This window comes from Shewanella sp. AC34-MNA-CIBAN-0136 (genome assembly GCF_040309945.1).
Taxonomy (GTDB): domain Bacteria; phylum Pseudomonadota; class Gammaproteobacteria; order Enterobacterales; family Shewanellaceae; genus Shewanella.
Genome location: NZ_JBEOPJ010000015.1, coordinates 25,769 through 48,698, shown reverse-complemented (window position 1 = coordinate 48,698; position 22,930 = coordinate 25,769). Strand labels below are relative to the sequence as shown.

22 protein-coding genes are annotated in these 22,930 nt (G+C 39.2%); 8 read left to right on the top strand and 14 right to left on the bottom strand.

Annotated elements, in window-relative coordinates; all coding sequences use genetic code 11:
• The first annotated feature begins 2 nt into the window (after nucleotides 1–2).
• Together gmtX and AAEY94_RS14980 are read left to right on the top strand one after the other, a co-directional pair.
• Complete coding sequence (gene gmtX, locus AAEY94_RS14985) at nucleotides 3–677, top strand: gamma-mobile-trio protein GmtX (RefSeq protein ID WP_350979158.1); 675 nt, start codon at nucleotides 3–5, stop codon at nucleotides 675–677.
• A 6-nt stretch (nucleotides 678–683) separates the two neighbouring features.
• Nucleotides 684–1,043 carry a VPA1267 family protein gene (locus tag AAEY94_RS14980; RefSeq protein WP_350979157.1) on the top strand — a complete coding sequence of 120 codons (360 nt, stop codon included), beginning with the start codon at nucleotides 684–686 and terminating at the stop codon, nucleotides 1,041–1,043.
• 445 nt (nucleotides 1,044–1,488) lie between these two features.
• Here AAEY94_RS14980 and AAEY94_RS14975 read toward each other — a convergent pair whose 3' ends face one another.
• A complete protein-coding gene (locus AAEY94_RS14975; protein ID WP_350979156.1) occupies nucleotides 1,489–2,877 on the bottom strand; it encodes a DEAD/DEAH box helicase in 1,389 nt (462 codons plus the stop codon).
• Complete coding sequence (locus AAEY94_RS14970) at nucleotides 2,871–3,398, bottom strand: VspR family transcription factor (RefSeq protein ID WP_350979155.1); 528 nt, start codon at nucleotides 3,396–3,398, stop codon at nucleotides 2,871–2,873. Before AAEY94_RS14970 ends, AAEY94_RS14975 begins: the two co-directional genes overlap by 7 nt.
• Before the next feature lie 74 nt (nucleotides 3,399–3,472).
• Between AAEY94_RS14970 and AAEY94_RS14965 the strand changes: the two genes are divergently transcribed.
• The 4 genes from AAEY94_RS14965 to AAEY94_RS14950 all read left to right on the top strand — a co-directional run bounded on the left by AAEY94_RS14965 (nucleotide 3,473) and on the right by AAEY94_RS14950 (nucleotide 6,839).
• A complete protein-coding gene (locus tag AAEY94_RS14965) occupies nucleotides 3,473–3,811 on the top strand; it encodes a helix-turn-helix domain-containing protein (protein WP_502959404.1) in 339 nt (112 codons plus the stop codon).
• Nucleotides 3,812–3,884: 73 nt separating this feature from the next.
• The gene (locus AAEY94_RS14960; RefSeq protein WP_350979154.1) at nucleotides 3,885–4,322 is read left to right on the top strand and encodes a VPA1267 family protein; all 438 of its coding nucleotides are present in this window, start codon (nucleotides 3,885–3,887) and stop codon (nucleotides 4,320–4,322) included.
• Entirely contained in the window at nucleotides 4,319–6,478 is a 2,160-nt protein-coding gene (locus AAEY94_RS14955; protein ID WP_350979153.1) for an AAA family ATPase, read from the top strand. Before AAEY94_RS14960 ends, AAEY94_RS14955 begins: the two co-directional genes overlap by 4 nt.
• Before the next feature lie 163 nt (nucleotides 6,479–6,641).
• Nucleotides 6,642–6,839, top strand: coding sequence for a helix-turn-helix domain-containing protein (locus AAEY94_RS14950; protein WP_350979152.1), 198 nt, complete (start codon nucleotides 6,642–6,644; stop codon nucleotides 6,837–6,839).
• Nucleotides 6,840–6,911: 72 nt separating this feature from the next.
• Here the strand turns inward: AAEY94_RS14950 and AAEY94_RS14945 are convergent, their stop codons facing one another.
• From AAEY94_RS14945 to AAEY94_RS14920, 6 genes are all read right to left on the bottom strand, one after another.
• Nucleotides 6,912–7,256, bottom strand: a complete 345-nt coding sequence (locus tag AAEY94_RS14945) for a hypothetical protein (protein ID WP_350979151.1) — start codon at nucleotides 7,254–7,256, stop codon at nucleotides 6,912–6,914.
• A gap of 243 nt (nucleotides 7,257–7,499) precedes the next feature.
• Nucleotides 7,500–8,087, bottom strand: a complete 588-nt coding sequence (locus AAEY94_RS14940; protein ID WP_350979150.1) for a hypothetical protein — start codon at nucleotides 8,085–8,087, stop codon at nucleotides 7,500–7,502.
• 101 nt (nucleotides 8,088–8,188) lie between these two features.
• Entirely contained in the window at nucleotides 8,189–8,461 is a 273-nt protein-coding gene (locus tag AAEY94_RS14935; protein ID WP_350979149.1) for a hypothetical protein, read from the bottom strand.
• 51 nt (nucleotides 8,462–8,512) lie between these two features.
• Nucleotides 8,513–9,175 carry a hypothetical protein gene (locus tag AAEY94_RS14930; protein ID WP_350979148.1) on the bottom strand — a complete coding sequence of 221 codons (663 nt, stop codon included), beginning with the start codon at nucleotides 9,173–9,175 and terminating at the stop codon, nucleotides 8,513–8,515.
• Between the two features lie 784 nt (nucleotides 9,176–9,959).
• A complete protein-coding gene (locus tag AAEY94_RS14925; protein WP_350979147.1) occupies nucleotides 9,960–10,232 on the bottom strand; it encodes a type II toxin-antitoxin system PrlF family antitoxin in 273 nt (90 codons plus the stop codon).
• 132 nt (nucleotides 10,233–10,364) lie between these two features.
• A complete protein-coding gene (locus AAEY94_RS14920) occupies nucleotides 10,365–10,664 on the bottom strand; it encodes a hypothetical protein (protein ID WP_350979146.1) in 300 nt (99 codons plus the stop codon).
• 305 nt (nucleotides 10,665–10,969) lie between these two features.
• Here AAEY94_RS14920 and AAEY94_RS14915 point away from each other — a divergent pair, with 305 nt between their 5' ends.
• Together AAEY94_RS14915 and AAEY94_RS14910 are read left to right on the top strand one after the other, a co-directional pair.
• Nucleotides 10,970–11,377, top strand: a complete 408-nt coding sequence (locus AAEY94_RS14915; RefSeq protein ID WP_350979145.1) for a LexA family protein — start codon at nucleotides 10,970–10,972, stop codon at nucleotides 11,375–11,377.
• On the top strand, nucleotides 11,378–12,634 hold the full coding sequence (locus AAEY94_RS14910) for a Y-family DNA polymerase (RefSeq protein ID WP_350979144.1): 1,257 nt from the start codon (nucleotides 11,378–11,380) through the stop codon (nucleotides 12,632–12,634).
• 86 nt (nucleotides 12,635–12,720) lie between these two features.
• On the opposite strand, the gene AAEY94_RS14905 is transcribed toward AAEY94_RS14910, so the two are convergent.
• The 6 genes from AAEY94_RS14905 to AAEY94_RS14880 all read right to left on the bottom strand — a co-directional run bounded on the left by AAEY94_RS14905 (nucleotide 12,721) and on the right by AAEY94_RS14880 (nucleotide 22,340).
• Nucleotides 12,721–13,530: a GIY-YIG nuclease family protein gene (locus AAEY94_RS14905; RefSeq protein ID WP_350979143.1), complete on the bottom strand. Its 810-nt coding sequence runs from the start codon at nucleotides 13,528–13,530 to the stop codon at nucleotides 12,721–12,723.
• A gap of 210 nt (nucleotides 13,531–13,740) precedes the next feature.
• Nucleotides 13,741–17,004, bottom strand: coding sequence for a type I restriction endonuclease subunit R, EcoR124 family (locus AAEY94_RS14900; RefSeq protein ID WP_350979142.1), 3,264 nt, complete (start codon nucleotides 17,002–17,004; stop codon nucleotides 13,741–13,743).
• A 12-nt stretch (nucleotides 17,005–17,016) separates the two neighbouring features.
• The gene (locus tag AAEY94_RS14895; protein WP_350979141.1) at nucleotides 17,017–18,228 is read right to left on the bottom strand and encodes a restriction endonuclease subunit S; all 1,212 of its coding nucleotides are present in this window, start codon (nucleotides 18,226–18,228) and stop codon (nucleotides 17,017–17,019) included.
• Between the two features lies 1 nt (nucleotide 18,229).
• Entirely contained in the window at nucleotides 18,230–20,833 is a 2,604-nt protein-coding gene (locus AAEY94_RS14890) for a type I restriction-modification system subunit M (RefSeq protein WP_350979140.1), read from the bottom strand.
• A 53-nt stretch (nucleotides 20,834–20,886) separates the two neighbouring features.
• Nucleotides 20,887–21,822 carry a restriction endonuclease gene (locus AAEY94_RS14885; RefSeq protein ID WP_350979139.1) on the bottom strand — a complete coding sequence of 312 codons (936 nt, stop codon included), beginning with the start codon at nucleotides 21,820–21,822 and terminating at the stop codon, nucleotides 20,887–20,889.
• Nucleotides 21,823–22,133: 311 nt separating this feature from the next.
• The gene (locus AAEY94_RS14880; protein ID WP_350979138.1) at nucleotides 22,134–22,340 is read right to left on the bottom strand and encodes a hypothetical protein; all 207 of its coding nucleotides are present in this window, start codon (nucleotides 22,338–22,340) and stop codon (nucleotides 22,134–22,136) included.
• Nucleotides 22,341–22,930: the final 590 nt, after the last annotated feature.

Sequence of the window (22,930 nt, the reverse complement as noted above, 5' to 3'; positions counted from 1 at the left end):
TAATGAGTAAAATAAATTCAAGAGTTTATGCTGTCTATGACTCTTTGTTCGATCAATCAACTAAAAGAACCAAAGATAGCTTGGCTATTATAAAAAAAGTTTGCGATGAGCAAGTTACCAAAAACCATCTGAATTTTACGATTGCAGAAATAGCGAGATTAAGTAAAGCAAAAGGGGGTCCATCAGAGCAAACTATCAGAAATAAAACTTCTGCTGGTGAGACGTATCGTTCTTTAATTGATGCTTTTAGCATCGAATACAGTTCCACGAAAAGCATTACAACATCCAGTAACACTAAGAATGTAACGACAACAATCCATGAAATCGAGAACCATCATACTCGAATACAAATGTATGATTTATTGGCAGAAAATCTAAAACTAAAAAGTCAGATTCGCGAATATGAACTTGCCAGTTCTGCACCAACTATATATAACTTAAATGACAACGATTTGTCTTCTACATTACAGATTGAACAATTAAACTCTTTAGAAATAAAAGCCTTATCTCAGTTTATTTCAGATGATAATTTACTACATTTAGGGCTGGAAATTGATGATAATGGACGTCTAGTTAAGGTGATAAATGGTGATGTATATACAAAACCTGGATTTATTGATGCGATTAGAAAAATAACGACTATTCAAGGCAATTCACTCAAAATAGGAGATGAATAGTGGCTAATGGGCAGCACACAAAGCATTGATGCATTTATTAGCTGGTCTAAGACTATGAGTGACGACGATTATCGTCAATTAGTTCATCGTGGGCAGTTAAATCGAGTTGGAGTATCTAAAGGGGTGGGTTGTGCTAAATCTGCTTTACTACAAAACCCAAGAATCAAAGCGTTGTTAGAAGAACTTGAAGACAATTTAAGGTTACTGGGTGTTTTACCATCGCAAACAACTGAAGCTAGCCCATCTAATAGCCTCCCCCAAATCTCTGATCGAACCCTTCTAATACACACACATGATACAAAGCGTGTTTCAGAGTTGGAGGAAGAGGCAGGGCAACCGCACGAGTTTGTTTTTTACTCACTATGAATAATTTGAATACTGAATCATTTTCAATCATTCATGAAATGATAGCGTTCTGAACAAATTAAGTTTTAAAAACGCACCAACTCTGTACAAAAAACGTTCGCGATCTCGCCCTGGAGGAAGAGGTACTCATTGTCTGATGTGCGTCAGCTTGCAAAGGGGCTTCTTAATGCAGTCTACGCGCATGGTACAGACAATGATTAAAATTTTGTGGCCATTGCAGTGTATATTCGTTATTTTAAACTCACTTATGTCTAATTTATAGTTAATGGCATTACGCAAAAGCAGAGTCATGACCACAACATCTAAAGATTAAACTTCAGTGCAACGAAAAGGGTATCGATTGGCATAAACCATTTATAATAGGTGTATAGAATAGACAATCCGTTATTAGTTTAGTTTAGTTTTAAAGTTAGCATTTTCCTTACAATTCATGAAAAATCTTCTGTTAAAATCGTTCCTGCAGATTGTTAATAAGATAACTCGAAATAATCTGTGATTTAAAAGAAGACAATACCAGCTCATCAACTGGGTTTTTACTCCCAAGTTGATGAGTGTAGGTGTTGAGTGAATCAAAATTAAGTCCTGTACTCGTTTTGTTATTGTCAGCAGATGAGATTTTGTTAGACAACTCTTTAGATGTTGAATCATCTATGCTGTCGAGTAAATTAGCTGATTTTTGATAGGTGTAAGTTCCTGGTACTGCTTCGTCTAGTCGCTTCGCATACTCAACTAGTTTGGGCTCTGCTAGCATGAACATATATGCAAAATTGCTTTGCGCCTCTGTTACACGAAGTACCCTTCCTAAAATCTGTCGAAAGTAGAGCTCAGTAGTGACATCTGTAAGATTGCAGCAAACTTGTAGCCTGGGTATATCGGTTCCCTCACTTATCATAGCTATGCTAATAATCCATTCGGATTGATTATTTTTGAAATACTCAATTAACTCTACTGAGTCATCTAGTCTGCAAGACACCAAGGTTGATTCTTTGTTGAATTGGCCAGATAAAATAGACTGAATTTGCAACGCATGAAGGTATGACGACGCCACTATTAAGCCGCCTGTGTTAGGTGAGCTTCTCCTAAGTCTATCTAGCTGCTCTACACTTTGAGACAATAAATGTTTAATTACTTCTGGGTGTTTAATGATGTTTTGATAGCTAACATCGGCTTCTGCTAGAAGGTTTTGTAGATTGTCATATGCCTTAAGTTTTTGGTTTTTCTTTACTACAACATGCTGAAGATCAATTGCAGTTATTTGTGGCATACGACATACCTTATCTTTAATGGCTTCGACAATGTCGTATGAAAAATCACACAATATATTCCCCTCTGGGTCTGTATATCGTGCAAAAGGTATTGGGAGAGTATCGGTGCGCCAAGGCGTGCCTGTTAACGATAATGTATAAGTGGCTAAGTTTTGAATCGTTACCAGTAGCTGCATGCCCCAGACATTTGAGGGGGAATCACCATCGCCTGCACAATGATGTATTTCATCGAAAATAACTAAAACCCTACTGTTACTTAAATTGTTAATTAATTCAGTAGTATTACTTAAGGAATGATAAGTTCTCGACATTCCTAAAGCACCTAAGTGGCCATTAAACTTTCGACTCAATACATATTCAAACGTTTGCTGGATACTTTGGCTGACAATACGAGATGGTGAAAAACAAACGACATAATCCACTTTATTATTGTCGATGAGTGATTTAGCAATATGGGCTGCAGCTATCGTTTTTCCTGCTCCAGGGCAAGCCAACATAAGATATCCAGTTTGTTGGTTATAGGTTTCTGTTGCATGTTTAATACAGCGAGTTTGCCAGTCCCTTAACATGTTATGTTGTCCTCTATGTCAGATGCCTTAATTATTTTTTTGATAGCACTGAGTCTGCCATATAGGTCTGTGGCATGATCTCTAGTTTTATTAAGCAATGACAAAATTGTTTTATTTTGTCGGGGAAATTGGTTTAGGTAATCTTGATAAGCTTGGATTTCACCTAACAGCATCTTCAATTCGGTACTTGTCTTAGTTTCTTCTGTAATTAATTCATTTGAGGAAGCATCTTTTTCATCATGAGTTTTAGTTGTTATTTCGTACTCATTACTTTGTAAAATAGCCCGAAGTTCGGGGGTGATTTGATAAACCCTTGCATTAATTTTACCTGTTGCAACGATTAAATCTTTTGTTGTTAGGGCATGAATATTTCTCGCAACCAAGCGCTGTGCTTGGATCTTCGATAAATTAAATTGATTTCCTGCTAATTCAATAAGTTGTTTTCGGCCTATTGAGCCTTCTTCTACCTGCATTAACAGTTTTCTTAGTTTTTGGTTCAAAGAAATAGTTTCGTTAGTCATGTTCCGATCTTAAAAAATAAAAAACTTAGGATTGCTAAGTATACAGAAATAAGTAAAACTTAGACAATCTAAGCATGAGAGATTTTGACGATGAAGATAAATTGCATAACAATCCAATACCTGAGCGGCTTAAACAGGCTCGAAAGAAAGTGGGTATTTCGCAGAAAGAACTGGGCGTAAGAATCGGTATGGATGAAAGTTCTGCGAGTGGTCGCATGAACCACTATGAAAAAGGTAGGCATGTACCGGATATTCAAACGCTAAAGAAAATAGCTAATGAATTGAAAGTGCCAATCAACTACTTTTTTTGTGATGATGACCAAAGCGCAGAGCTGGCTATTCTCATTGACTCGCTAAGTGATGAAGATAAGAAATCATTAATAGCAGCGCTTAAAAAAAGTCCAATTGAATAGCTAAATTATATAATCTGATAGTTATAAAGATTAATTTTAGACAGGCACACACTGCGGATGAGGTTGACGATTAATGCTAAATGGGCAACAAAAAGCACAACAAAATCTGGCTGCATTTCAAAGCTGGAGTGCTACTCAACAAGACGACGACTTTAAACAAATACTACATAGAGGTCAGTTAAGCAGAATTGAAATAGCTAAAGCAGTAGGCTTTGGTAAATCTACACTGGTTCAAAATCCTGAAGTAAGAAACGCACTAAAACAATTAGAAGATAGACTGCGTGATAAAGGTGTATTGCCGCCATTAACCGACTTGGCAAAAAGTGAAATTGATAAGCCCAAAAAATACGATAACACTACTAATCGCAAAGCACTTGATTCAAGGCGATTATCTTTATTAGAGGCCGAAAATATTGAGCTTAAAGCCAAAATAAAAGAGCTTGAAGGTCAACTTCAGCGATTTGGGGAGCTGTCTGAAACTTTGTCAGAAATGGGATTCATGCCACGATGAACTCAGTCCTCAATGAAGATCAATTTCGCGTCACCAGAATCCAATTCACCTCAAAAAAATTGCTCATATTCAGCGGTGTACCACTTAACAAAAGCTCTTACAGAACCTACAGCGGTAAATACTATGTCACGTTAAAAATAAATCCTGACGCATTGCCTACACAACCGGCAATTGGCCAGTATTGGTCTGTAACAGGTGAAAGAAAAATCCAAGACATGGATACGGGTGATTACCTCATGAAGCAACATGTCTATGAGTCACCAGAGCATGTTGAATGTCGATTACCAGAAACAGGCGAACAATTGATCCGATTCATCGCCAGTGAAAATGCATTTAAAGGTATTGGCGAAAGTAAAGCAAGGGCCCTTTGGGAGCTTCTAGGCAAAACATTTCACGCAACTTTGACTAATGATGCTCCCGAGTCAAGAACGTTGCTTAAAGACGTTCTGAGCGAAGATTCTATTACTTCGTTATTTGAGGGGTATGCTAAATACAAAAATCTTGCCCACTGTAACTGGATGTCTGAACATAAAATACACGGCACCGTTCAGCAACGTTTACTCAAGTATCATAATGAACAATCCATTACCGCGATTAAAGCAAATCCTTACGTATTAATAGGTTTTGGTATGAGTTTTAGTGCGGTTGATACACTTTTTCAAAAACAGCTTAAAGGCTCTGAAAGTGATGATAGAAGATTGAGCGCAGCACTTGAGATCACGCTACGCAAAGAAGTTTCTAAAGGTCATACTTACACCAATCAATCAGACTTACGCCCATTGTTAACCAAGTTACTCCAAGACAAAGAATTAGTCGCCAAGGCCTTTCAAGCAGGTCATGACAAAGCTCAATATTTATTAAATCAATCAACAGGAACATACCATCCAACTGCCCAGCTATTGATGGAAAATGTGATTGTAAAACGACTTAAGGCCCTTGCCAGTCAAAATAACTTATATGACGAAAATGCAAATTTTGCTTACTGCACAGCAGTTGATGAATTACCTTATGAGCTTACACAGAAACAAACTGAAGCTGTAACTACATGCCTCGATAATGCCGTAAGCTGCATTACCGGAGGTGCAGGAACAGGAAAAACGACTGTGCTTAGGACCGCGTTGCGTGCATATCACACAATGGGGTTTCAGATACATGCTGTTGCTTTGAGTGGTCGTGCTGCAATGCGATTGCATGAATCAATTGGTTTTCACACATCAACAATTGCCAAATTATTGAGAGATGAACCGATTGATCTCGATAATCAAAAACATCTACTTGTTATTGATGAGGCCAGCATGATTGATTTACCGACCATGTACCGCTTGGTCAATCACATTCACCCCTCTATTCGAATTATCTTCACTGGTGATCCAGATCAACTTCCGCCAATTGGTTGCGGTAAAGTTCTAGCAGATATTGTGGCCTCTAAAGCAATAGCAAACACAATGCTCGACATTGTGAAGCGTCAGAAAGGAACAACGGGTATTCCTGAGTATTCAAAGCTAATTAATCAAGGAAAAGTACCCAATCTACTCTCAACAGGTGCAATTCATTTTCACGAAACCAACAAGCAACAAATAGCTCCAGTCTGCTGTGAATTGTATCAACAATCACCACAAAACAGCCGTGTCATGGCACCAACGAAAGCACTGGTTGCTGACATTAATAAGCTCATTCAAGAATCTATAAATCACAATGGCTGTCTACTTGAGTTTAAAATGAATGGTGAACTGTTTTTTCAAAATCTGCGCCTTAACGACACAATATTATTTACTCAGAATATTTATGATAAAGGCATTCAGAATGGCTCACTTGGTGTACTCACCAGTGTTGAGTCATCTGGAGAGAGTTATGGCGAAGTGACGCTTGATACAGGCGATAAGATTGAAGTCACTCAAGCTGTGCTGGATTGCATGGAGTTGGGTTATGCAATAACCCTTCACAAAGCTCAAGGTTCACAGTTCCCGCGCATTATCATCGCGTTGCAGAAAGGTAGAATAGTTGACAGAGCATGGTTATATACTGCTATTACTAGGGCAGAAACAGAAATCCATATCGTTGGTACAGAAGCGGATTTCAGAGCGATTACAGAAGCACCGAGCCATTCACATCGTCGAAATAGCTATCTTGTTGAGCTTTTAAAAGGATCAAAATAAAACTTCGACTATTTGAAGTGATTGCGACTGCTAGTAATAAATCTTGTTGTAGCACGAAGTATTACTCTTTTTGTACTAGCAGTCTCTCGATGTGAGAGATTCTTGAAGTTGCGTTACCATTAACTTGTTAATTATTCGTTAAAAATGCACAACTACCTTCCCTGTGAGAACAAAGTCTTCATTCATAATTTGGTCTATCAACAAATCCTTCCTGTGTATTGAAAGAGGTAATTACGGGAAAATGGAAAGAGGTTACGTCAACATCAAACTGGAAACTCTATACAAAATAATTAATGCACTTGACTGTGAGTTTGATGAAATTCTACCAGCCAAACTCAAGTATAAAATACAATTAGATTAGTGCTTATACTTAAAGTGGGCCTCATCAAGTTATACCTATAACGCAGATTTTGCTATTAAACTCATCAGATTATTAACTAAGGTTATAATGGAGCTTATAAGAAAAGGTTCCAAAGCCATATTGTTTAATCAACTCAGCAACACTGGGTAAATGAGTTTGTAGTACATATGCTGCTCTTAAGCGTTTATCATCAATGATGCGAGTGTCATCCATTCCCTCACATTCAATCAATGCGCTTTTTATGTCTGCAAACGAGTAAAGTGCTAACCCAATTGAAAAATAAGGTCCTGCAAACTCATAAATCTGGGTCTTTGTGCCGGATGCAATTACATACGTAACACCTTCTCCAGTAGCAAAGTACTCAGAAATACCAACGTATTTAGCATCCATAGCACCACCGTTTAAGTCAGTTGTCATGAAGTTAAGTTTCCTATCATTAATTCACAGCATTGTTCGTGATTTCAAGTTGATGAGTCATTAAACATTAAGCTAGATATGTGCTCATTTAACTTGGAATTGGACAAAAGCGAGCTAGACTCCTAACTCTAATTCGTGAGTTTCGGATTAAAATTTCTATGGCTTAACGCCAAAGTAATGGACAACTTTGCTGCAAAGCAGCGCTTAAAACTGTCCAGCCGAAGGCGCTCATTGACAGTTTTATTATGTTTTGCGTGCGAGTAAAGTTGCTACGTGTTCTCGAAATACTTTGGCCGGAACAGTAAATTTATGACCTATGTCAGTAGTTACAACAAAATCACCGTAACTTTTTATATCCTGTGATGTACCTCCTAAGTCCTTTTTTATGATATTAAAAGAATAAGATTGGCCAGGCTCGATTACAACCTTTGGTAATACCGTATCTGTAAACCCATCATACAAAAACTGTAACACCTGATTGGTTTTTGGAAGCTGTACCTGAAAATTTTTAATGAATGCTTTAATCATAGAGTGATTTTTGAGAGTGATGCTAATTCCATACATAAGGCCATTAACATGATGTTGTGTCATTGCCATGCTGAGACTTACTTTCAAATACGGCTTGGTCAACTTATCGTTAACAAAGTTGAGGCCAAGAAGTGTGGCGCTAAGGGCAAAACATGTGACAATAGGCTCAATTTCTAATGGATTGGCCGATTTCCAATTACTATCTATAATCCACCATATGGATGCTAGTAGCGCTACTGCATTCGCAAATATAGCTAGAGAAAACCTGATATTTTCTTTTAGAAACTCAATATGTTTATTCATACCATCCTTAAAACATAACGCCGCGCACAGAGTCACCCTTGTAGCGCAGCGAAAAGGGCGTCCGGCGCCGAAGGCGCGAACTGCTGCGCTTGGTTATATGTTTAATTTGCAACAAGGTAAGTTACTAGAACGCCCGCGGCCGCAACAATTAAAGCACCAATTCCTAATATCCAATTCTTTTGGCTTTTACGTCTTTCATACTCAAACATAAGCCATTTATATGGGGAACCGCCGTCGTACCCTACGAATTGCGATTCACGTATAGCATTAACGAGTCGACTAGTTTTTATCTTGCTTATAGTTTTATGATTTCTAGTTCCAAGATTTACATAGACGTCTTTGACATCTTCACTAAGTCCATCCCATTCAGCCATGGAGACTCCTATAAATTCGATTCATGCGAAAGCAGATAACATTTTTTATGCCTATATGTCACTGAGTTCTTTCCTCATTTGATTCATTAGAGCTCTCGTTTGATTTTGTATTTCAGATGCCAGCTCTGCGGCCTGCCTTTGAAAAGCTTCAGTTTTTTCGTTTTGTTGATGAAATATTATTTCGGTGAAGTTTTTCATATATTCGTTGGTGCTGTCTATTGATTTTTGCGTAAGCTGTTCCAATTTATCAAAGGTTTGCAGCATCTCGTCTGTTGCTATTAACTTCAATCGATTGGATTCACTTTTGAGTTTCAACACATCTTTTAGCCCTTCCTGCATCAACACTGAGATTTGAGAGCTAAACCAACCGATAACCTGCCTTTCTCTCTCTTTATCGCCTACTTCTGTGGCTGCAAGATAATTCTGAAGATACTCTTCAAATATTGGCTGCATACGCTCTGGCATTTCAATTTGATTCTTCTTTCCAAAGCTGTCCAAGTCTGTAACGTACTTAGCGTATTCAGATGCTTTTAGATCGAATATTTTTAATCGCCTATCTGCTCTGAATCTTAGATCTTGTTCCAACTGTTTTAGGTTTCTTTCATGTCTCTGCTTATTGAAGTACGCGAACGCAACCCACAGTAAATTTACAATTCCAAATGCCCATGCATAGAATTTAGGATTCACTTGTATTAGATCATAAATTTCCTGCATAGGACTCCTTTAGACATAACCGTTGTATAGTGCGCATGCGCGTTTACCTCATTAGACCAGTAAAAGCGTACATAGTTAACTAGTTGTATTACATAGAACTTATCAGCTTTTCATCAAATATACCAACCTGAAAAATGCGCATACGCGTTCCCCAAACCTATTAACTAACTGGATGGAAGTGTATCAACTTGATTTTAAATTATTTTATTTATTTTAGGCAGGAAAAACGCGCAAACTAATGAGTTTAAAAACACTCAAAAGCATCAAAATTTAAATACGACTGTATACCCATATATTGTTAGCCGCTTTACGGTAGAGCCAAACATTAGGCAAATAGATGAGATTTTGTAGGGCAACTCGTTCGTCAGTTTTCGATTCACTAAACAAGTGCTAAGAAGTTTTGGGGCAGAAACGAGTTATTAACTTCAGTAAACTGTGATTCCTCTGCTACCGCAAAATAGTCGAATCACCTACAAACTAATGACCAATTTTACTCACCCACTACATACATTGTCTGGCTCGCTACTTTATTCAGAGCCATAGGGTCACCTTGTGATACTGATGGTTCACTCTTATCGTGGTGAACAACACTTCATACGACTTCACGTCGCAAGGTCAGAAATGAGTTAGTTTCGGATAAATGTGGTTCCAATGACAAGCTGTTGGCATATGTGCAAATATGCTCAGTGAAAACAAATCACTAACCAGTCCTTGAAGCTACTCTGACTCTAAATCTGATATTTATAGTTAACAGATACAACAATCGGTTTAGTATTAGACAAGTTTATTCATCCTCGTCTATTAACGGGACACCAAAATCAATTTCTACACTTTCAACTAAACTTTCAGCACTTCTACACATACTTGCTTTGAGCGGCTGTAGTTTGTCTGGGTGTTGTTGCATATCATTTGCCAGAAAAGATAAAAAACTTTCCAAAACAGGATCTTCTTCTGTTGATGTACTAGAAATTAACACGTTAACATCCCCTTGAGTGGTGGTAAAGTCTAGGAATACTAGATGCTTACATAAGTTACAGTGTAATAAAGTTATGAGCAAAGGAAAACGGTATACCTGATTTGCTAACTACTTTCCGTCATACAAAAAATTGGTTAACGATTTGACGAGAAATAACACTATTACAAGTATTAGGGCTGAATCACTTGTACAAGAAGTGCATTCTCAATATTTTCAGTTGGGCGTATAAGATTTATTTATACCAAAGAACTCTCCAGGAGGCTCTAGGTTTTTCTCAAGCATCACGGCTTTTCTATGGTCTTTTAAAGCAGCCACTGCAAATTTAAAGCAGGCCTCACATAAATCCAAATGGTATGAAGTTCCATCTTCTTTGGAACCATACCCCCATGAAGCTCTAAGCTCACCAACCTCTTCGTATTTGTGGCCAATTAAATCAATCATGACGCTGTTCCCACAAACGTCACAAACACGATCGACTACTGTATTAACTAGCTGCATTTGATAATGTTTCATATAAATACTCTTCGGAATAAGAATTGTTAAACAGCTAGCATTGTATATTACTAAAATTTGTTCAACTAGATGATACAAATAGAATTGTCCTCAATAGTTATACCACCGAATGGGGAGCGTGCGTGTTCATTATCGCATTGAATCAATGCCATTCATTTGTTTTTCATTAAACTCCTACAAAATCTCAATTGGTAAATTTCTTGATAAAGTTACATTATCAAGATGGATTTATTTAACAAATGAGAAACTTGCTTCTTCTTGGTTGGCTGTTAAGATGACTGTATGTAAATACAGTGGTTGTGAATATGCGTGTAATTCCAATACCTGCTCACGCAGGGATTACTGGCTTTGAAAGTCCAGCAGCTGAATACGGTCAGCTAGCGATGAGTTTGGATGACTTATTAGTTGAGCATCCAAGTTCAACTTTTCTTGGCATGGCTCAAGGCGAATCGATGCAAGATGTCGGTATTTTTGATGGCGATATGATTATCGTAGATCGCTATGAAACAGCCCGTCATGGCGATGTCATTGTTGCCAATTTCAATGGTGAGTTTGTCTGCAAAATTTTAGACATTCATCACCGTCTGCTACTGTCATCTAATCAAATGTTTCATCCAGTCACCATTCATGAATATGATGATTTTAGTATAGAAGGGGTTGTTACTCGATCTATCCGTTGCCATAGACCAAGCCCGTTATTGGTAGTGAAATAAATGTTTGCCTTGGTTGATGCTAATAGCTTCTATTGCAGCGCTGAGCAAGTGTTTCGTCCTGATTGGCGTGGCAAACCCATCGTTGTATTAAGTAACAACGATGGGTGTATTGTAGCGGCTAATCGACAAGCCAAAGAGGCCGGGATCGGAAAGTTTTTACCTTACTTTCAAGTTAAAGAATTATGCGCAAAGCGAGGAGTCATTGTTTGCTCGTCTAACTATGAGCTCTACGCAGACTTATCAAGCAAGATGATGAGTATCATTGGTCGTTTTGCTCCAGAACAACATGTTTATTCTATCGATGAAAGCTTTCTCTCTTTCAAAAATTGCTATCCTGCAATCAAATGTCTTAAGACTCAAGGTCAATTAATCCGCCGTGCTGTATGGAAAGAAGCCCGTTTAGCGGTGTGCGTAGGTATTGCTGAAACATTAACTTTAGCCAAAATTGCTAATCATGCGGCCAAGAAGATAGAAAGTTACAAAGGGGTCTGCTTTATAAGTAATGAGCAAGTGCGCTGCGCAATCTTAAAACAGTTAAGTGTTGGTGACGTTTGGGGCGTTGGCAGACGAATAAGCAAGAAGCTTGAGTTGATGAATATCCATACGGCATTTGACTTAGCATCTATGCCGGTCATGTTAGCAAGGAAACAGTTTAGTATAGAGCTAGAGCGAACTGTACGTGAGCTCAATGGCCAAGCTTGTAAGGTGTGGGATGAGGCCCGTGCTGATAAAAAACAGATATTTTCAACAAGAAGTGTTGGCGAGCGCATCACTGATTTACCGTCACTTTCGCAAGCCTTGAGTAAGCACATAGGTATTGCCGCTGCTAAAGCCCGTAAACAAGGTTCAAACTGCAAAACAATGATCTTGTTTGCCAGTAATTCTCCTCATGATGAACGTCCTGTAAGTTACAAAGCCATTGTCCACTTTCCTTGTCCAACGAATTGTACAGTCGAGCTGACTAAAGCAATGGCAGAGGTTGAGCAGAGATTATTTAGCGAAGGGGTAAGATATTACCGAGTTGGTGTAGGGTTGATTGATTTAGTTAGTGAGCAATATAGCCAAATTGATTTATTCAATCAGCCAAAGGCGAACCCAGCCATGATGGCTGTGCTAGACAAGCTTAACCAACGTTATGGACGCGATACTGTTTTTGTTGCTGCCCAGGGGATAGAGCATCGATGGGCAATGCGAAGAGATTTTTTAACGCCTCAGTACACAACGAGTTGGGCATCGTTGCCATTTATAAAGTGCTAATGGCTTAAATGTATATTCAATAGATATAAACAAAGCTGCACTACCGTGCGCTTACTTTATGGTTTCTAAAGTCAACTAGCTTCCATTCACTTATCGTTATAGCCAAATTTTTTTGACCCCAAAACATCTTTCCAATAACTTTCCCTTGATAATATTTCATCTTTAGTTTTGTGCGTATCTGCAATTTCGAGTATTGAATATTGAAAATTACTTGAGTATTCAATTCCTTTTTCTCGAAGCAATAAATAAAGTTGTTTGTTTCCACCATGCGCTGTAAACGAGTAATCATTCCACCTTTGCCAAATACCACCTTCACCTGTAGCACTACCAACATAGAGCTTACCTGACGCTAAATCAGTAATGAGATATACACCAGAAACACTTGAAAGTGCAGATTTCCAATCACTGACTTGTTGACTCACGATAATATCAAGGTGGGCTTTAGATAGTTTAGTATTTTGATACCCTTTAAAACTTTCAATAACTAACTTCTCAGAAGTTAATTCACTGATTGTGATGGAAGTGATCCAATTTTCAGCTATTAGGTAAGCCTGCCGACCGGGCCTGTTAAAAGTTACTTTTAATCGACCTGAATATGGTTCAAACAGCTCAACTTTTTGAGTAAGGTAGTCATAGTGATCCTCATTCCATACACTTGATATAGATCGATACACACCAGCGAATAGCCAAGTGTTTGATTCAGACATTTGAATAAGAGAAACGATATACTCACGATTAAAATTTTGCTTCGCTTGCCAAGATTGCCATTCTTCAAACTCCCCTCTTAAATACACATCAAGCGGGTTTTGAAATCCATTCCATCCAGCTAGATGAATCTTAGCTTTTTCAGGGATGAGCTCATTACCAACTGTATGTAAAAATGTAAATAATTCCAAATTATATCTACTCCAGTACGTTAAACACCGCACTTACATTTCTAAAACTTGCTCCACAGGATAGCGTGTAAGCCAAAATCTCTGTTATTTCGAACAAGCTTCGGGACAAAACCGTTTTAAGTTACCAATCAAACTCTAATCGAAAAATGTGCGAAATTATCAGGTTTATATAATAACGCACACTTGAAATATCTTTTCTCATCAAAAAACCTACGCTGTTGGACTCAACATCGTAGCCTCAATATCTAACTCGGATGGAATATCGGCTAGTAGCTCATCCGCGTGCGCAAAAACAAACTGCTTAAGGAACTTATCTATGCGTATATTCAGTTTAAAAGGCGCAATAGTAGATCCATCTAATTTCTCGAAGTAAGTTTTGGCTTTTGCCCTATCAACGGTTTCTTTTAGCGCATCGAAGCGACCAAAATTGTTAATATTCTTCTCGTTAACATTGTCGCCCATTAGCGTTACTAGTAGGCTTCTATCTAAACCTAAAGCGTTAACAACTGCGTTTAGTTGTGCATTCTCCGCATTACCTTTGTAGTCGTTGATGTAGTCCCTAAAGCTATGGCCTTCAATTATCTCAGCATCGCCGCGTTGCAAGTCGTGCAAGAAGAGCTTAGCGTACCTTTGTTCACCTTGAGTTAACGATGAAAATGATCGATGCAACTCGTTAAGCGTGAGTTCGATACTAGCCTGATCTTGATGTTGATTAAGCTCTTTTAAAAACTTATCAAAACGGCTATTCATATAGTCGGCGTCGATTCTACCTGTATCAATTTCAGTGAGATAACCACTAATATCAAAAGGCACATCACCACCGCCTGCGCCACCACCATCACCTTTGCCTACTAGCTCTTTATACCTTAACGCTAAGGCTAGATAAGTCTGTTCATCAATCGTTAGCGTCACATCATGTGTAACATCGCTGTCACTTGATGAAGCATCACCAAAGGAATAAACCAATTCATTCCAATCTAGGCCTTGTACTTTGGCGGCTTCCAAATGCTGATTAAAGACTTTAAATAAATCGGCAAATTTAGCGCAGGCGGCAATGTCTTCTGGCAGCTTGTCAAAGTTTTGCACATCTGCATTCACAAACAGCTCGGTAATGTCTGCTACAAGCTCATTCATGGCTACAAGATTACTTTCAAGCCGATCAACAAATAAGCCTATGGCTCTGTCGCCAGAATAGAGTTTTACGGCATCCTCAATGTGTTGCGCCATAGTGTGCGGGTAGCGATAATAACGAATGGTTCCGTGAGGTTTGTCGGGACCAAATAATCGGTTGGTGCGCGAAAACGCCTGAATGATATTTTGGTATCTAATTACCTTGTCTAAATACAAGGTATTAAGCCATTTAGAGTCAAATCCTGTGAGCATTTGGTCCACTACAATGAGTAAATCCAACTGTTTTTGTGGTTCTTTATGAATGCGATCATAAGGCCGTTTATGGGCAAGACGGGCGGCCAAATCTTTTTTAAATGCTGCATGTCGCGCAAAATCAAAATCTTGGCCATAACGGGCGTTATAGTCTGCCATGATTTCTTCTAGGCCGTCGCCTTTAAAGGTAGGTCCTCTGTCACCACTGCCATCATTATCTATATTGGGGTCAAACAAGGCCGATATTTTTAGATCTGGCTTGGCTGCTTTTAAACGACGGTAATAATCAATGGCTTCGGCAATGCTATTGGTTGCTAAAATGGCATGAAACTTACTCGCTTGGCTAAGCACTTCCCAATTCTGAAGAATGTCATCCACTACTTTTTCTTGATGCGCTTCGGTTAAATACTGACTTTTAGGTACATAGTCTTCTATGCCTTTAATGTATTGACCAGTTGGATCTTCATGACCGACCATTGGCACGTCATTCATAAAGTGGTTAAACTTTTTCTTTTTGGCTGGTGTTGATAAAGCATCAGCCACCGAATCTGCTTTGGCTTGTTCGAGGGCTACTGCTTGACGTAAATCTTTGTCTTTAAACGTACTGACTTTATAAGGGTCAAACCCTAATACGTTACCATCACGAATACCATCGGCAATGCTGTAGCGGTGTAGCTCGTTACCAAATACCGTACTAGTAGTATTGCCTTTTTTTTCATTTTCTTCTTGAATTGGCGTGCCGGTAAAACCAAAAAATAAGGCTCGCGGGAAGGTGCGCTTAATAATGGAGAGCATATCGCCAAAGGTTGAGCGGTGCGCTTCATCAATAATAAACACCAAGCGCTTGGCACGAATTTTTTCTATGTCGGCGCTATTTGTTGCTAGACCTGTCGCAGTGTCATCGACATCGACTACTTCTTCAAAAATATTACTCATTTTTTGAATCGAGCTAACAATTAAGGTTTGTGCTGGGTCGGTGCTTTTTAATTTAGTGATCAATACATGGGTATTTTCAGTGGCCTGCACGTCCTCGCCATCGCTTGCAAAGTTGCGGTATTCGGCAAGCGACTGCGTACCCAGCTCAATCCGATCCATTAAAAAAATGACTTTATCGGCATCTTTTGATTGCGCAATCAACTGCGCCGACTTAAAGCTGGTCATGGTTTTACCAGAACCTGTGGTATGCCAAATATAACCGCCTAGGCGATCTACGTTGTTTGCGCTACTGCCCATTTGCTGCCAGTTGGTTTTAGCCACTTTATCGGAGATGGCATTGGCGGCGTAATACTGGTAACTGCGCATGACTTTCAGCACGCCATCGGTGTCGTCGGCGACGGTATAAAAACCAATTAACTGATGCGCCATAGGGATAGACAATAGAGTTGAAGCAATGTCTTTCCAGTTGTTAACTGGCTCATTATTAAAATCGGCCCAGTTGAATTGATAATCTGGATTAAAGTGTCCATCTAAGCCTGGATTGGCAAAGTATTTGGCCTCATTGGGCTCCATAGCTACAAATACTTGGATCAGCGAAAACAGCCCGCTAAAAATACCTTCTTTACTGTATTTTTCAATTTGGTTTACCGCTTGGCTTACCGGAATACCACTGCGTTTAAGCTCAACATGGATCACCGGCATCCCGTTAATCAGTAACAACACATCACCACGTCTGTCATTCCGCAACGGGCTACCGCGTTCAAACTTAGGCTGTTGCACTATTTGGTAACGGCTTTGGCCTGCCGCAATTTCTTGGCGGTCATAAATCTTCAGGCTGACTTCTTTGCCAACATGCAAACTATCGGCGGGGTTATCGCGCTTAATGGCAACAGTTTTACCGTTAATTAAACCATTGAGTTTAAGCGGAGTTTTTAACTCTTTTATCTGCTCAATAATTTGCTGCATTTCGCTGCTGGTTAGTGGCACGTCGTTTAAACGATCCCGTTGGCGATTATTTTCAAATAAAATATCCGCCCAGTTTTGCAGTAAATCGGCCTCCGTTTTATTTTTTAATACCTCAGCTTCCCACCCCTTGTTGGTAAGCACTTCAATAAAGGCCTGCTCAAATTGTGCTTCGGTTTTAAAGGTGGTCATACACTTTCCTTGTTATACAAACATCTTACTCAAGCAGGCTTGCTTGATGTTACTGAGTTTGGTGATTTGTTGTTGGTGCTGATTGATAAGTGCATCTAGTTTTTGGAAGTAGTTACCAATTGCGGTTTGTTCTTCGATTGATGGTATTAGCACCTCAAATGAAGATAAAGCATCTTTAGTTATTGTTTTAATTGTTCCACCTGGTGCTCTTTTCTTCTCCAAATCGAACTTGTTTTGTATGGTGTAAGCCCAAAAAGAGACGTCTGTATTTTTCGAGAAACTCTGAAAAATTAAAATTGTTCTATCAAAAAAACTATCATATTGAGTTATCGCAACCCTTCCTATGGTTCCTTGTAAAGTCACTACAACGCTTCCTTTGGGTACGAACACACTAAGAGGCTGAGCCTTTAAGCTAATTTTCTGTTTTGTATTTTCAACAAGTGACAATTCTTTGCTTACATCAACAACCTGAACAAATGGCATAGAGCCTTCACCTCCATACCACTCTTTATTACCATACGGTTGAGGGAATGAACCTCTTCTAAATATTGTTAGATCGCCCAGCGTCTTTGCCTCCCAAGCCCCACGAACCCCTTTAAAGCGGATTTCTGGGGTGGTTTGGCCTTGTTTGGGGAACATGCGTTCCAACATGGCTTTTTTTATATTGCAGAGCTTGTGATGCTTTTGTTGGTGTTGGTTGATTAGGCTCTCGATCTTTTGGAAGTAGTTGCCAATTTGTGTTTGTTCTTCGTCTATATAAGGATAGCTCACCTCTAAACCGGCTAATATCGTGGCATTAATTGCTGGGTAACTTGTACCAGTACAATTATCCAGAACATCCTTAACAAATGAATCAAGTTGAATAAGGTTTAACAAAAATTTGCTGTCACAATAAGGTCGTAATTGGGCATAACCAGTTGAAAATACATAATCATTATCAACATTATTAAATAGGTAATTGTTTTTCTGGTAAGGCCTTACTGTTTGAAAAAAAACATCACCTTTTTTCGCAAGACGTTGTGCTCTTGAAGGTGCATGTTCTCTTAACTCTAATCTATACCCTATTAAAGATGTTCCTTTGACAGACTCTAAATCCACATATTTAAAGCATTCAGGTAACTCTTCTTTTGGATTAAATAATGCAAGCTTAGCAATTTCTGAGGTAGCCCACTCCCCACTAAGCCCTTTAAAACGAATTTGCGGCACATTCTTTTCTACACTCATTTTATTCGCCCTTCAATAAGCTAGTGAGTTCGGCCAAGCCTTGTTTATCAAACTCATTGCCTGTCAACTCGCTCATCATTTCAGCCAACGATTGCTCGGTGATTTTAATTTCGCTGGTCACTTGCGAATAGGTCACAGCGTATTTATTGGCGAGGGCTTGTACTTGACTAGTGAGTTGAGTAATGACTGCGCTTGGCATACTTGCTAATTCACTGCATAGTGGGGTAATCCATTTAAGGTGTAATATATTGTTTACTTGCGCGTCCGTTAAGGCTTCTATAGAGGTTTTGGTTTTTAAGTGCAGTGCAGTACTAGCCTTTTTTATGGCTTTTTTAAGAGTTTTATCTTCTTCTATTAGCGCACTAACTTGAATAATTTTAGCTTCATAGCTCACTGCTGCGAACTTGGCTTTGGTTTCCTTTTGCTCTTTTAAAAAGGCTTTTGCGGCTTTTGTTACTTCAGCATTGGCAAAGCCGTCTTTGCTTTCTTTTATTGTGTCGGCTTCTTTTTCTTCCTCAGGCAGTGATTCTAAAATCTCTTCAAATTCAGCTGCAATTTCAGCTAAACGGGTTTCTTGCTTAACTAAAGCATTTAAGTCATTACTTAAATAGGTTTGTTGCACTAAATCAAAAGGCAGTATGTGGCCTTTCCAACCATCTTGTACCTCAATATCTTTACCGTCTTTCTTTTTTATCACCATGTTGGCATCCACCAGTTTGGTGGCGGCAAAGCCTTCGGTTTGCATCATCTCTAGATCGGCGTAGATGATTTGCCATTGGTTGTTCTGGTGTTGGTAGGCTTGGTATTTATCAATTAGTACAATAGGCGCTAGGCGATTGAATAGTTCCTCACTGAGTTCGGCCTCGATTTGGTTACGATTAACCGCAGCCCAACCCAGAATGAGAGTAGTATTTAAATAATCGTCGAAGCAGTTAAAGGCTTGGTTGTAGCTAGTAATAAATTCCACCACCTGCGGGTGCTGAGTGATTGTGGCATTTACCGATTCTTTATCAATGGCAAGTTCGCTGTAAGCGGCTGATTTGGATGTAAACAAAGAGGCGTGTAATTGCGGTAAGGCCTGCCAATATTCTTGTAAATTGGCTATTTCGTTGTTGGGTATGCCGCCTAACATTGTGGCGTGTAAATCCCAGCTCTCGGCAGCAGCAGAGGAATCTACATAGCGAGGTATGTTTAAGTTATAGCTGTTGTCGCGCAGGGTCTGCTTGCTGACAACTTGCGAGAATTTAGGGTTACTCTCACGGTTAATCACCGCATCGGTAATCCGCTTGATGTCGGAGGCTTGCAGTTTGTTGTTTTTGCCTTCTTTTAAAAAGTGCTTAGAAGCATCGACTATCAGTACATCAGTATTTTGCCGTTTTTGCTTTAAAACCAAAATCACCGTAGGGATACCGGTACCAAAAAAAATATTGGCCGGTAAACCTATAATGGTATCGATATGGTTGTTCTCAATTAATTGTTTACGAATAACCCCCTCACCATCCAAGTCGGCGCTTCCACGGAACAATACCCCGTGCGGCAGCACTATGGTCATAATGCCATCGGGCTTTAGGTGGTAAAGGTCATGTAACAAAAAGGCAAAATCGGCTTTGGTTTTAGGCGCTAGGCCAAAGCGCGAATAACGTGGGTCGCTCTCTTTATGGGTAGAGTCCCAGCTTTGAGAATATGGCGGGTTAGAAACTACGGCATCAACATACAAAGCTTCGTAAGTTTCTTTTGGGTCGCTTTCATCAAAATATGGCCAATCGTCTTCTAAGGTGTCGGCATTACGGGTTTTAATGTTGTTGGCTTTAATGCCGCGCATGATTAAGTTCATACGGGTTAAGTTGTATGTGTTGGCCTTTAGCTCTTGGGCGTAATAGGTAATGTTATCTTTACTTTTAGCGTATTGCGCCACTGCCTGTCCAATATTGATAAGCAATGATCCCGAGCCGCTGGTTGGATCGTAAATTTCAATAGTGTCTTTATGCTGTAACTCGTGCGCGACGATGTGTGACATTAATACCGACACTTCATGAGGGGTATAAAATTCACCCGCTTTTTTACCGGCATTAGCGGCAAATTTTTCAATTAAATATTCATAAATATAACCCAATACATCGTAGCCCTGATTGCTATTCATTGGGATGCTTTTGATCAGGTGCAGCAGGTCACTAATAGCTTTGGTGCGTTTACCTGCGCTTTCACCTAGTTTACTTAGTCCGGTTTCCAGAGTTGTGAAAATACCGTCAAATAATTTTTTGTGATCTTTATGGATAAGCCTGCTAAAGGCAGAGAGCGCGTCGCGCACGTTAGACTCATCAAAGTCTGAGTTAGGGTCAACCCAAGTTGAAAATAAGTTGTCGTAGGCAATAAAGTAACCCAAATTGCTTTGCACAAACTTGACAGTTTCTGGATCATCTTCATTTAAGGCTTTAATCTCTTCTGCTGTCATGCCTTCTTTAGTGACAAACTGCACGAGTTGATCACTGAGGTATTTATAAAAAATAAAGCCTAATATGTAATCTTTGTATTCGTTGGCTTCTATTTTTGATCGCATCTGGTTAGCTGATTCCCAGATTTTGGCGGCGAGTTGTTGTTTATTCATAAATAAGGCTTTCCTACTCTTAAAAAAGAGCATAAACAATTGAATTTACGTGTTTATGCTTCAAAAAATTCTTCGTCGATTTTCTTTAGGTGCAGTATTTGTTCGTCTCTACTGCCGATGTTGTATCGTAACATGAGTTTTGCTAATTCTTTGCCGTTTATCAGTACGATACGCATACCTAAATCTTTGGAGGTTTGCACTGCGGATGGCGTGAAATCAGATGTGGTGATAAAAATGCCTTTCTGGGCTTTTTTAAGGTTTAACGCACCAAAAAAATCACGAATATCACCTGCGCTGACATTGTTTCCTTCACCATAGCGTTTGGCCTGAATATAGATTTGGTCGACACCTAAAGGATCTTGGTCTATCACGCCATCAATACCATTATCACCGCTTCTTCCTAGTGCGTGAGCTGCGCCTTCACCCGTACCGCCATATCCCATAGCAAGTAATAATTGGATGAGAAGATTTTCAAAAAAGGCTGGGGTGACATTGCGAGTGCGAGAAAGCAGTTCTGATGTAAGCGCCTCGTTAATAGTTTTATAAGCAGCTCTTAAGGCTTCATCAGGGGTGATGTCATTATCTGAGTTATCAGTATCTGAAGGTAATTCAATATGGGGCGTAGTAGCGTCAGCTTTTGACTCTTTAAAGGCGATAAATTCATCAAACTGCTTTAGGTAGTGATTATCAATAATCACCTTTGGGTCTTGCAGCGCTTTAATACCTCTGTCAGTAATGACAAAGTGTGCCCGGCGAGTGACGTCAAGCAGGCCAGCTTTGGTGAGATAAGTCCGAGCCCAACCAATGCGGTTGTCCAAAACACTTTGTTTACCGCTAGGGAGTGTTTCGCTACGTTCAGCTTCAGTTAGGTTAAATTTATCTGCAAGCTGATTAATGACATCACGAAGCTTCACCTCGTTGCCATTAGCTGCCTGTGCTATTTCTAAAAATGGCCGCATGAATTGTTGGTAGTTAGGTATCACAGTCATCCTTGAGTTAAATATTTCCAAATTAATTAGTTTGAGAGGTTTTCATTTGCAATACGGTATTTTGCGCTTGATAAAGCGTAGCTTCAACTACCTGATGTATGAAGGAGCGCATTTGAAGTAAGAATAAGCAGATTTGGTAGATTACTGTACTGACTGAATACTATTAAATTCCACCTGTAGTGGCCTACGAAAACTGGCCACTCACTTAGATTTTGTCAAGCTCGTTTTGGGGCAAAGCAAGCTGAGCTTTTGCCACTTTGCGAGCTATATAAATCAAAACATGAACGACTCTTAAGCTTTGTCGATTCTTCCTAATCAAGTTTAGATCTATTTTTCTTTATTCCTTCTTCAAGTTCTTCATGTTTGAGTCGAGTTTTCCCCAATTCTTGCTTTACTTGGTCACCTATCGACTTTAGTGCATCTCTATTTTCCTGAGTTTGCCTCTTCCCCACTTTTTTTAAATGACGGTTTAACTCATAGTCTTCACTGAAATTCACTTGATTCTTGTCTTTTGTCACTACTGTTTCTCCCTCTATTCGAACGGCCGGAGTTTAGAATACCGTGGGTAATGAATTTCACATTGTGAACTCAGTTGCACTTTCTATATTTACTAAAGGAAAAGACTTGATTTGGGTTCTGATAGCTAATGCTATTTAAATCCGCTCTTAACATTACATGCATAACAAAAATCAGGTTAAATACGGGGTTGGTGTAGTGAGATATTAGTTAGTCGAAGCACAAAAAGGGGCAGCAATATGTAACTCCTAACCCGTTTCCTCCTGCAAAAGTGCCAGAAATTATCAAACTATATTATAGATGATCAAACTTTATTATGATTTATCAAACTTTAATACGAACGCACAACATAATCCCAATCTAGAGTGTTGCAGTTTAACAATGGGGGCTACCGAGTTTACGGTTCTGATAGATAAATATGAGTTATCTATCAATTTTATCAACAAACAGACGAAATTTAAAGGGACGGGTTATCAAATATTTATATACCTATAAATGTCATTTAAATTTTCATTCGGTATATTGTTAGGTATTGATACCGAAACGTCGTGTTTTTTAAGTTGTTGTTAGTATTTGCCTTTCACTCACTCAC

What these genes read in the sequence shown, in the direction of transcription:
- AAEY94_RS14935 (WP_350979149.1), bottom strand. Translation starts at nt 8,461, where the DNA reads ATGGCTGAATGGGATGGACTTAGTGAAGATGTCAAAGACGTCTATGTA.
- AAEY94_RS14930 (WP_350979148.1), bottom strand. Translation starts at nt 9,175, where the DNA reads ATGCAGGAAATTTATGATCTAATACAAGTGAATCCTAAATTCTATGCA.
- AAEY94_RS14920 (WP_350979146.1), bottom strand. Translation starts at nt 10,664, where the DNA reads ATGAAACATTATCAAATGCAGCTAGTTAATACAGTAGTCGATCGTGTT.
- AAEY94_RS14900 (WP_350979142.1), bottom strand. Translation starts at nt 17,004, where the DNA reads ATGACCACCTTTAAAACCGAAGCACAATTTGAGCAGGCCTTTATTGAA.
- AAEY94_RS14915 (WP_350979145.1), top strand. Translation starts at nt 10,970, where the DNA reads ATGCGTGTAATTCCAATACCTGCTCACGCAGGGATTACTGGCTTTGAA.
- AAEY94_RS14910 (WP_350979144.1), top strand. Translation starts at nt 11,378, where the DNA reads ATGTTTGCCTTGGTTGATGCTAATAGCTTCTATTGCAGCGCTGAGCAA.
- AAEY94_RS14970 (WP_350979155.1), bottom strand. Translation starts at nt 3,398, where the DNA reads ATGACTAACGAAACTATTTCTTTGAACCAAAAACTAAGAAAACTGTTA.
- AAEY94_RS14945 (WP_350979151.1), bottom strand. Translation starts at nt 7,256, where the DNA reads ATGACAACTGACTTAAACGGTGGTGCTATGGATGCTAAATACGTTGGT.
- AAEY94_RS14955 (WP_350979153.1), top strand. Translation starts at nt 4,319, where the DNA reads ATGAACTCAGTCCTCAATGAAGATCAATTTCGCGTCACCAGAATCCAA.
- AAEY94_RS14890 (WP_350979140.1), bottom strand. Translation starts at nt 20,833, where the DNA reads ATGAATAAACAACAACTCGCCGCCAAAATCTGGGAATCAGCTAACCAG.
- gmtX (WP_350979158.1), top strand. Translation starts at nt 3, where the DNA reads ATGAGTAAAATAAATTCAAGAGTTTATGCTGTCTATGACTCTTTGTTC.
- AAEY94_RS14965 (WP_502959404.1), top strand. Translation starts at nt 3,473, where the DNA reads ATGAGAGATTTTGACGATGAAGATAAATTGCATAACAATCCAATACCT.
- AAEY94_RS14975 (WP_350979156.1), bottom strand. Translation starts at nt 2,877, where the DNA reads ATGTTAAGGGACTGGCAAACTCGCTGTATTAAACATGCAACAGAAACC.
- AAEY94_RS14980 (WP_350979157.1), top strand. Translation starts at nt 684, where the DNA reads ATGGGCAGCACACAAAGCATTGATGCATTTATTAGCTGGTCTAAGACT.
- AAEY94_RS14895 (WP_350979141.1), bottom strand. Translation starts at nt 18,228, where the DNA reads ATGAGTGTAGAAAAGAATGTGCCGCAAATTCGTTTTAAAGGGCTTAGT.
- AAEY94_RS14885 (WP_350979139.1), bottom strand. Translation starts at nt 21,822, where the DNA reads ATGACTGTGATACCTAACTACCAACAATTCATGCGGCCATTTTTAGAA.
- AAEY94_RS14960 (WP_350979154.1), top strand. Translation starts at nt 3,885, where the DNA reads ATGCTAAATGGGCAACAAAAAGCACAACAAAATCTGGCTGCATTTCAA.
- AAEY94_RS14940 (WP_350979150.1), bottom strand. Translation starts at nt 8,087, where the DNA reads ATGAATAAACATATTGAGTTTCTAAAAGAAAATATCAGGTTTTCTCTA.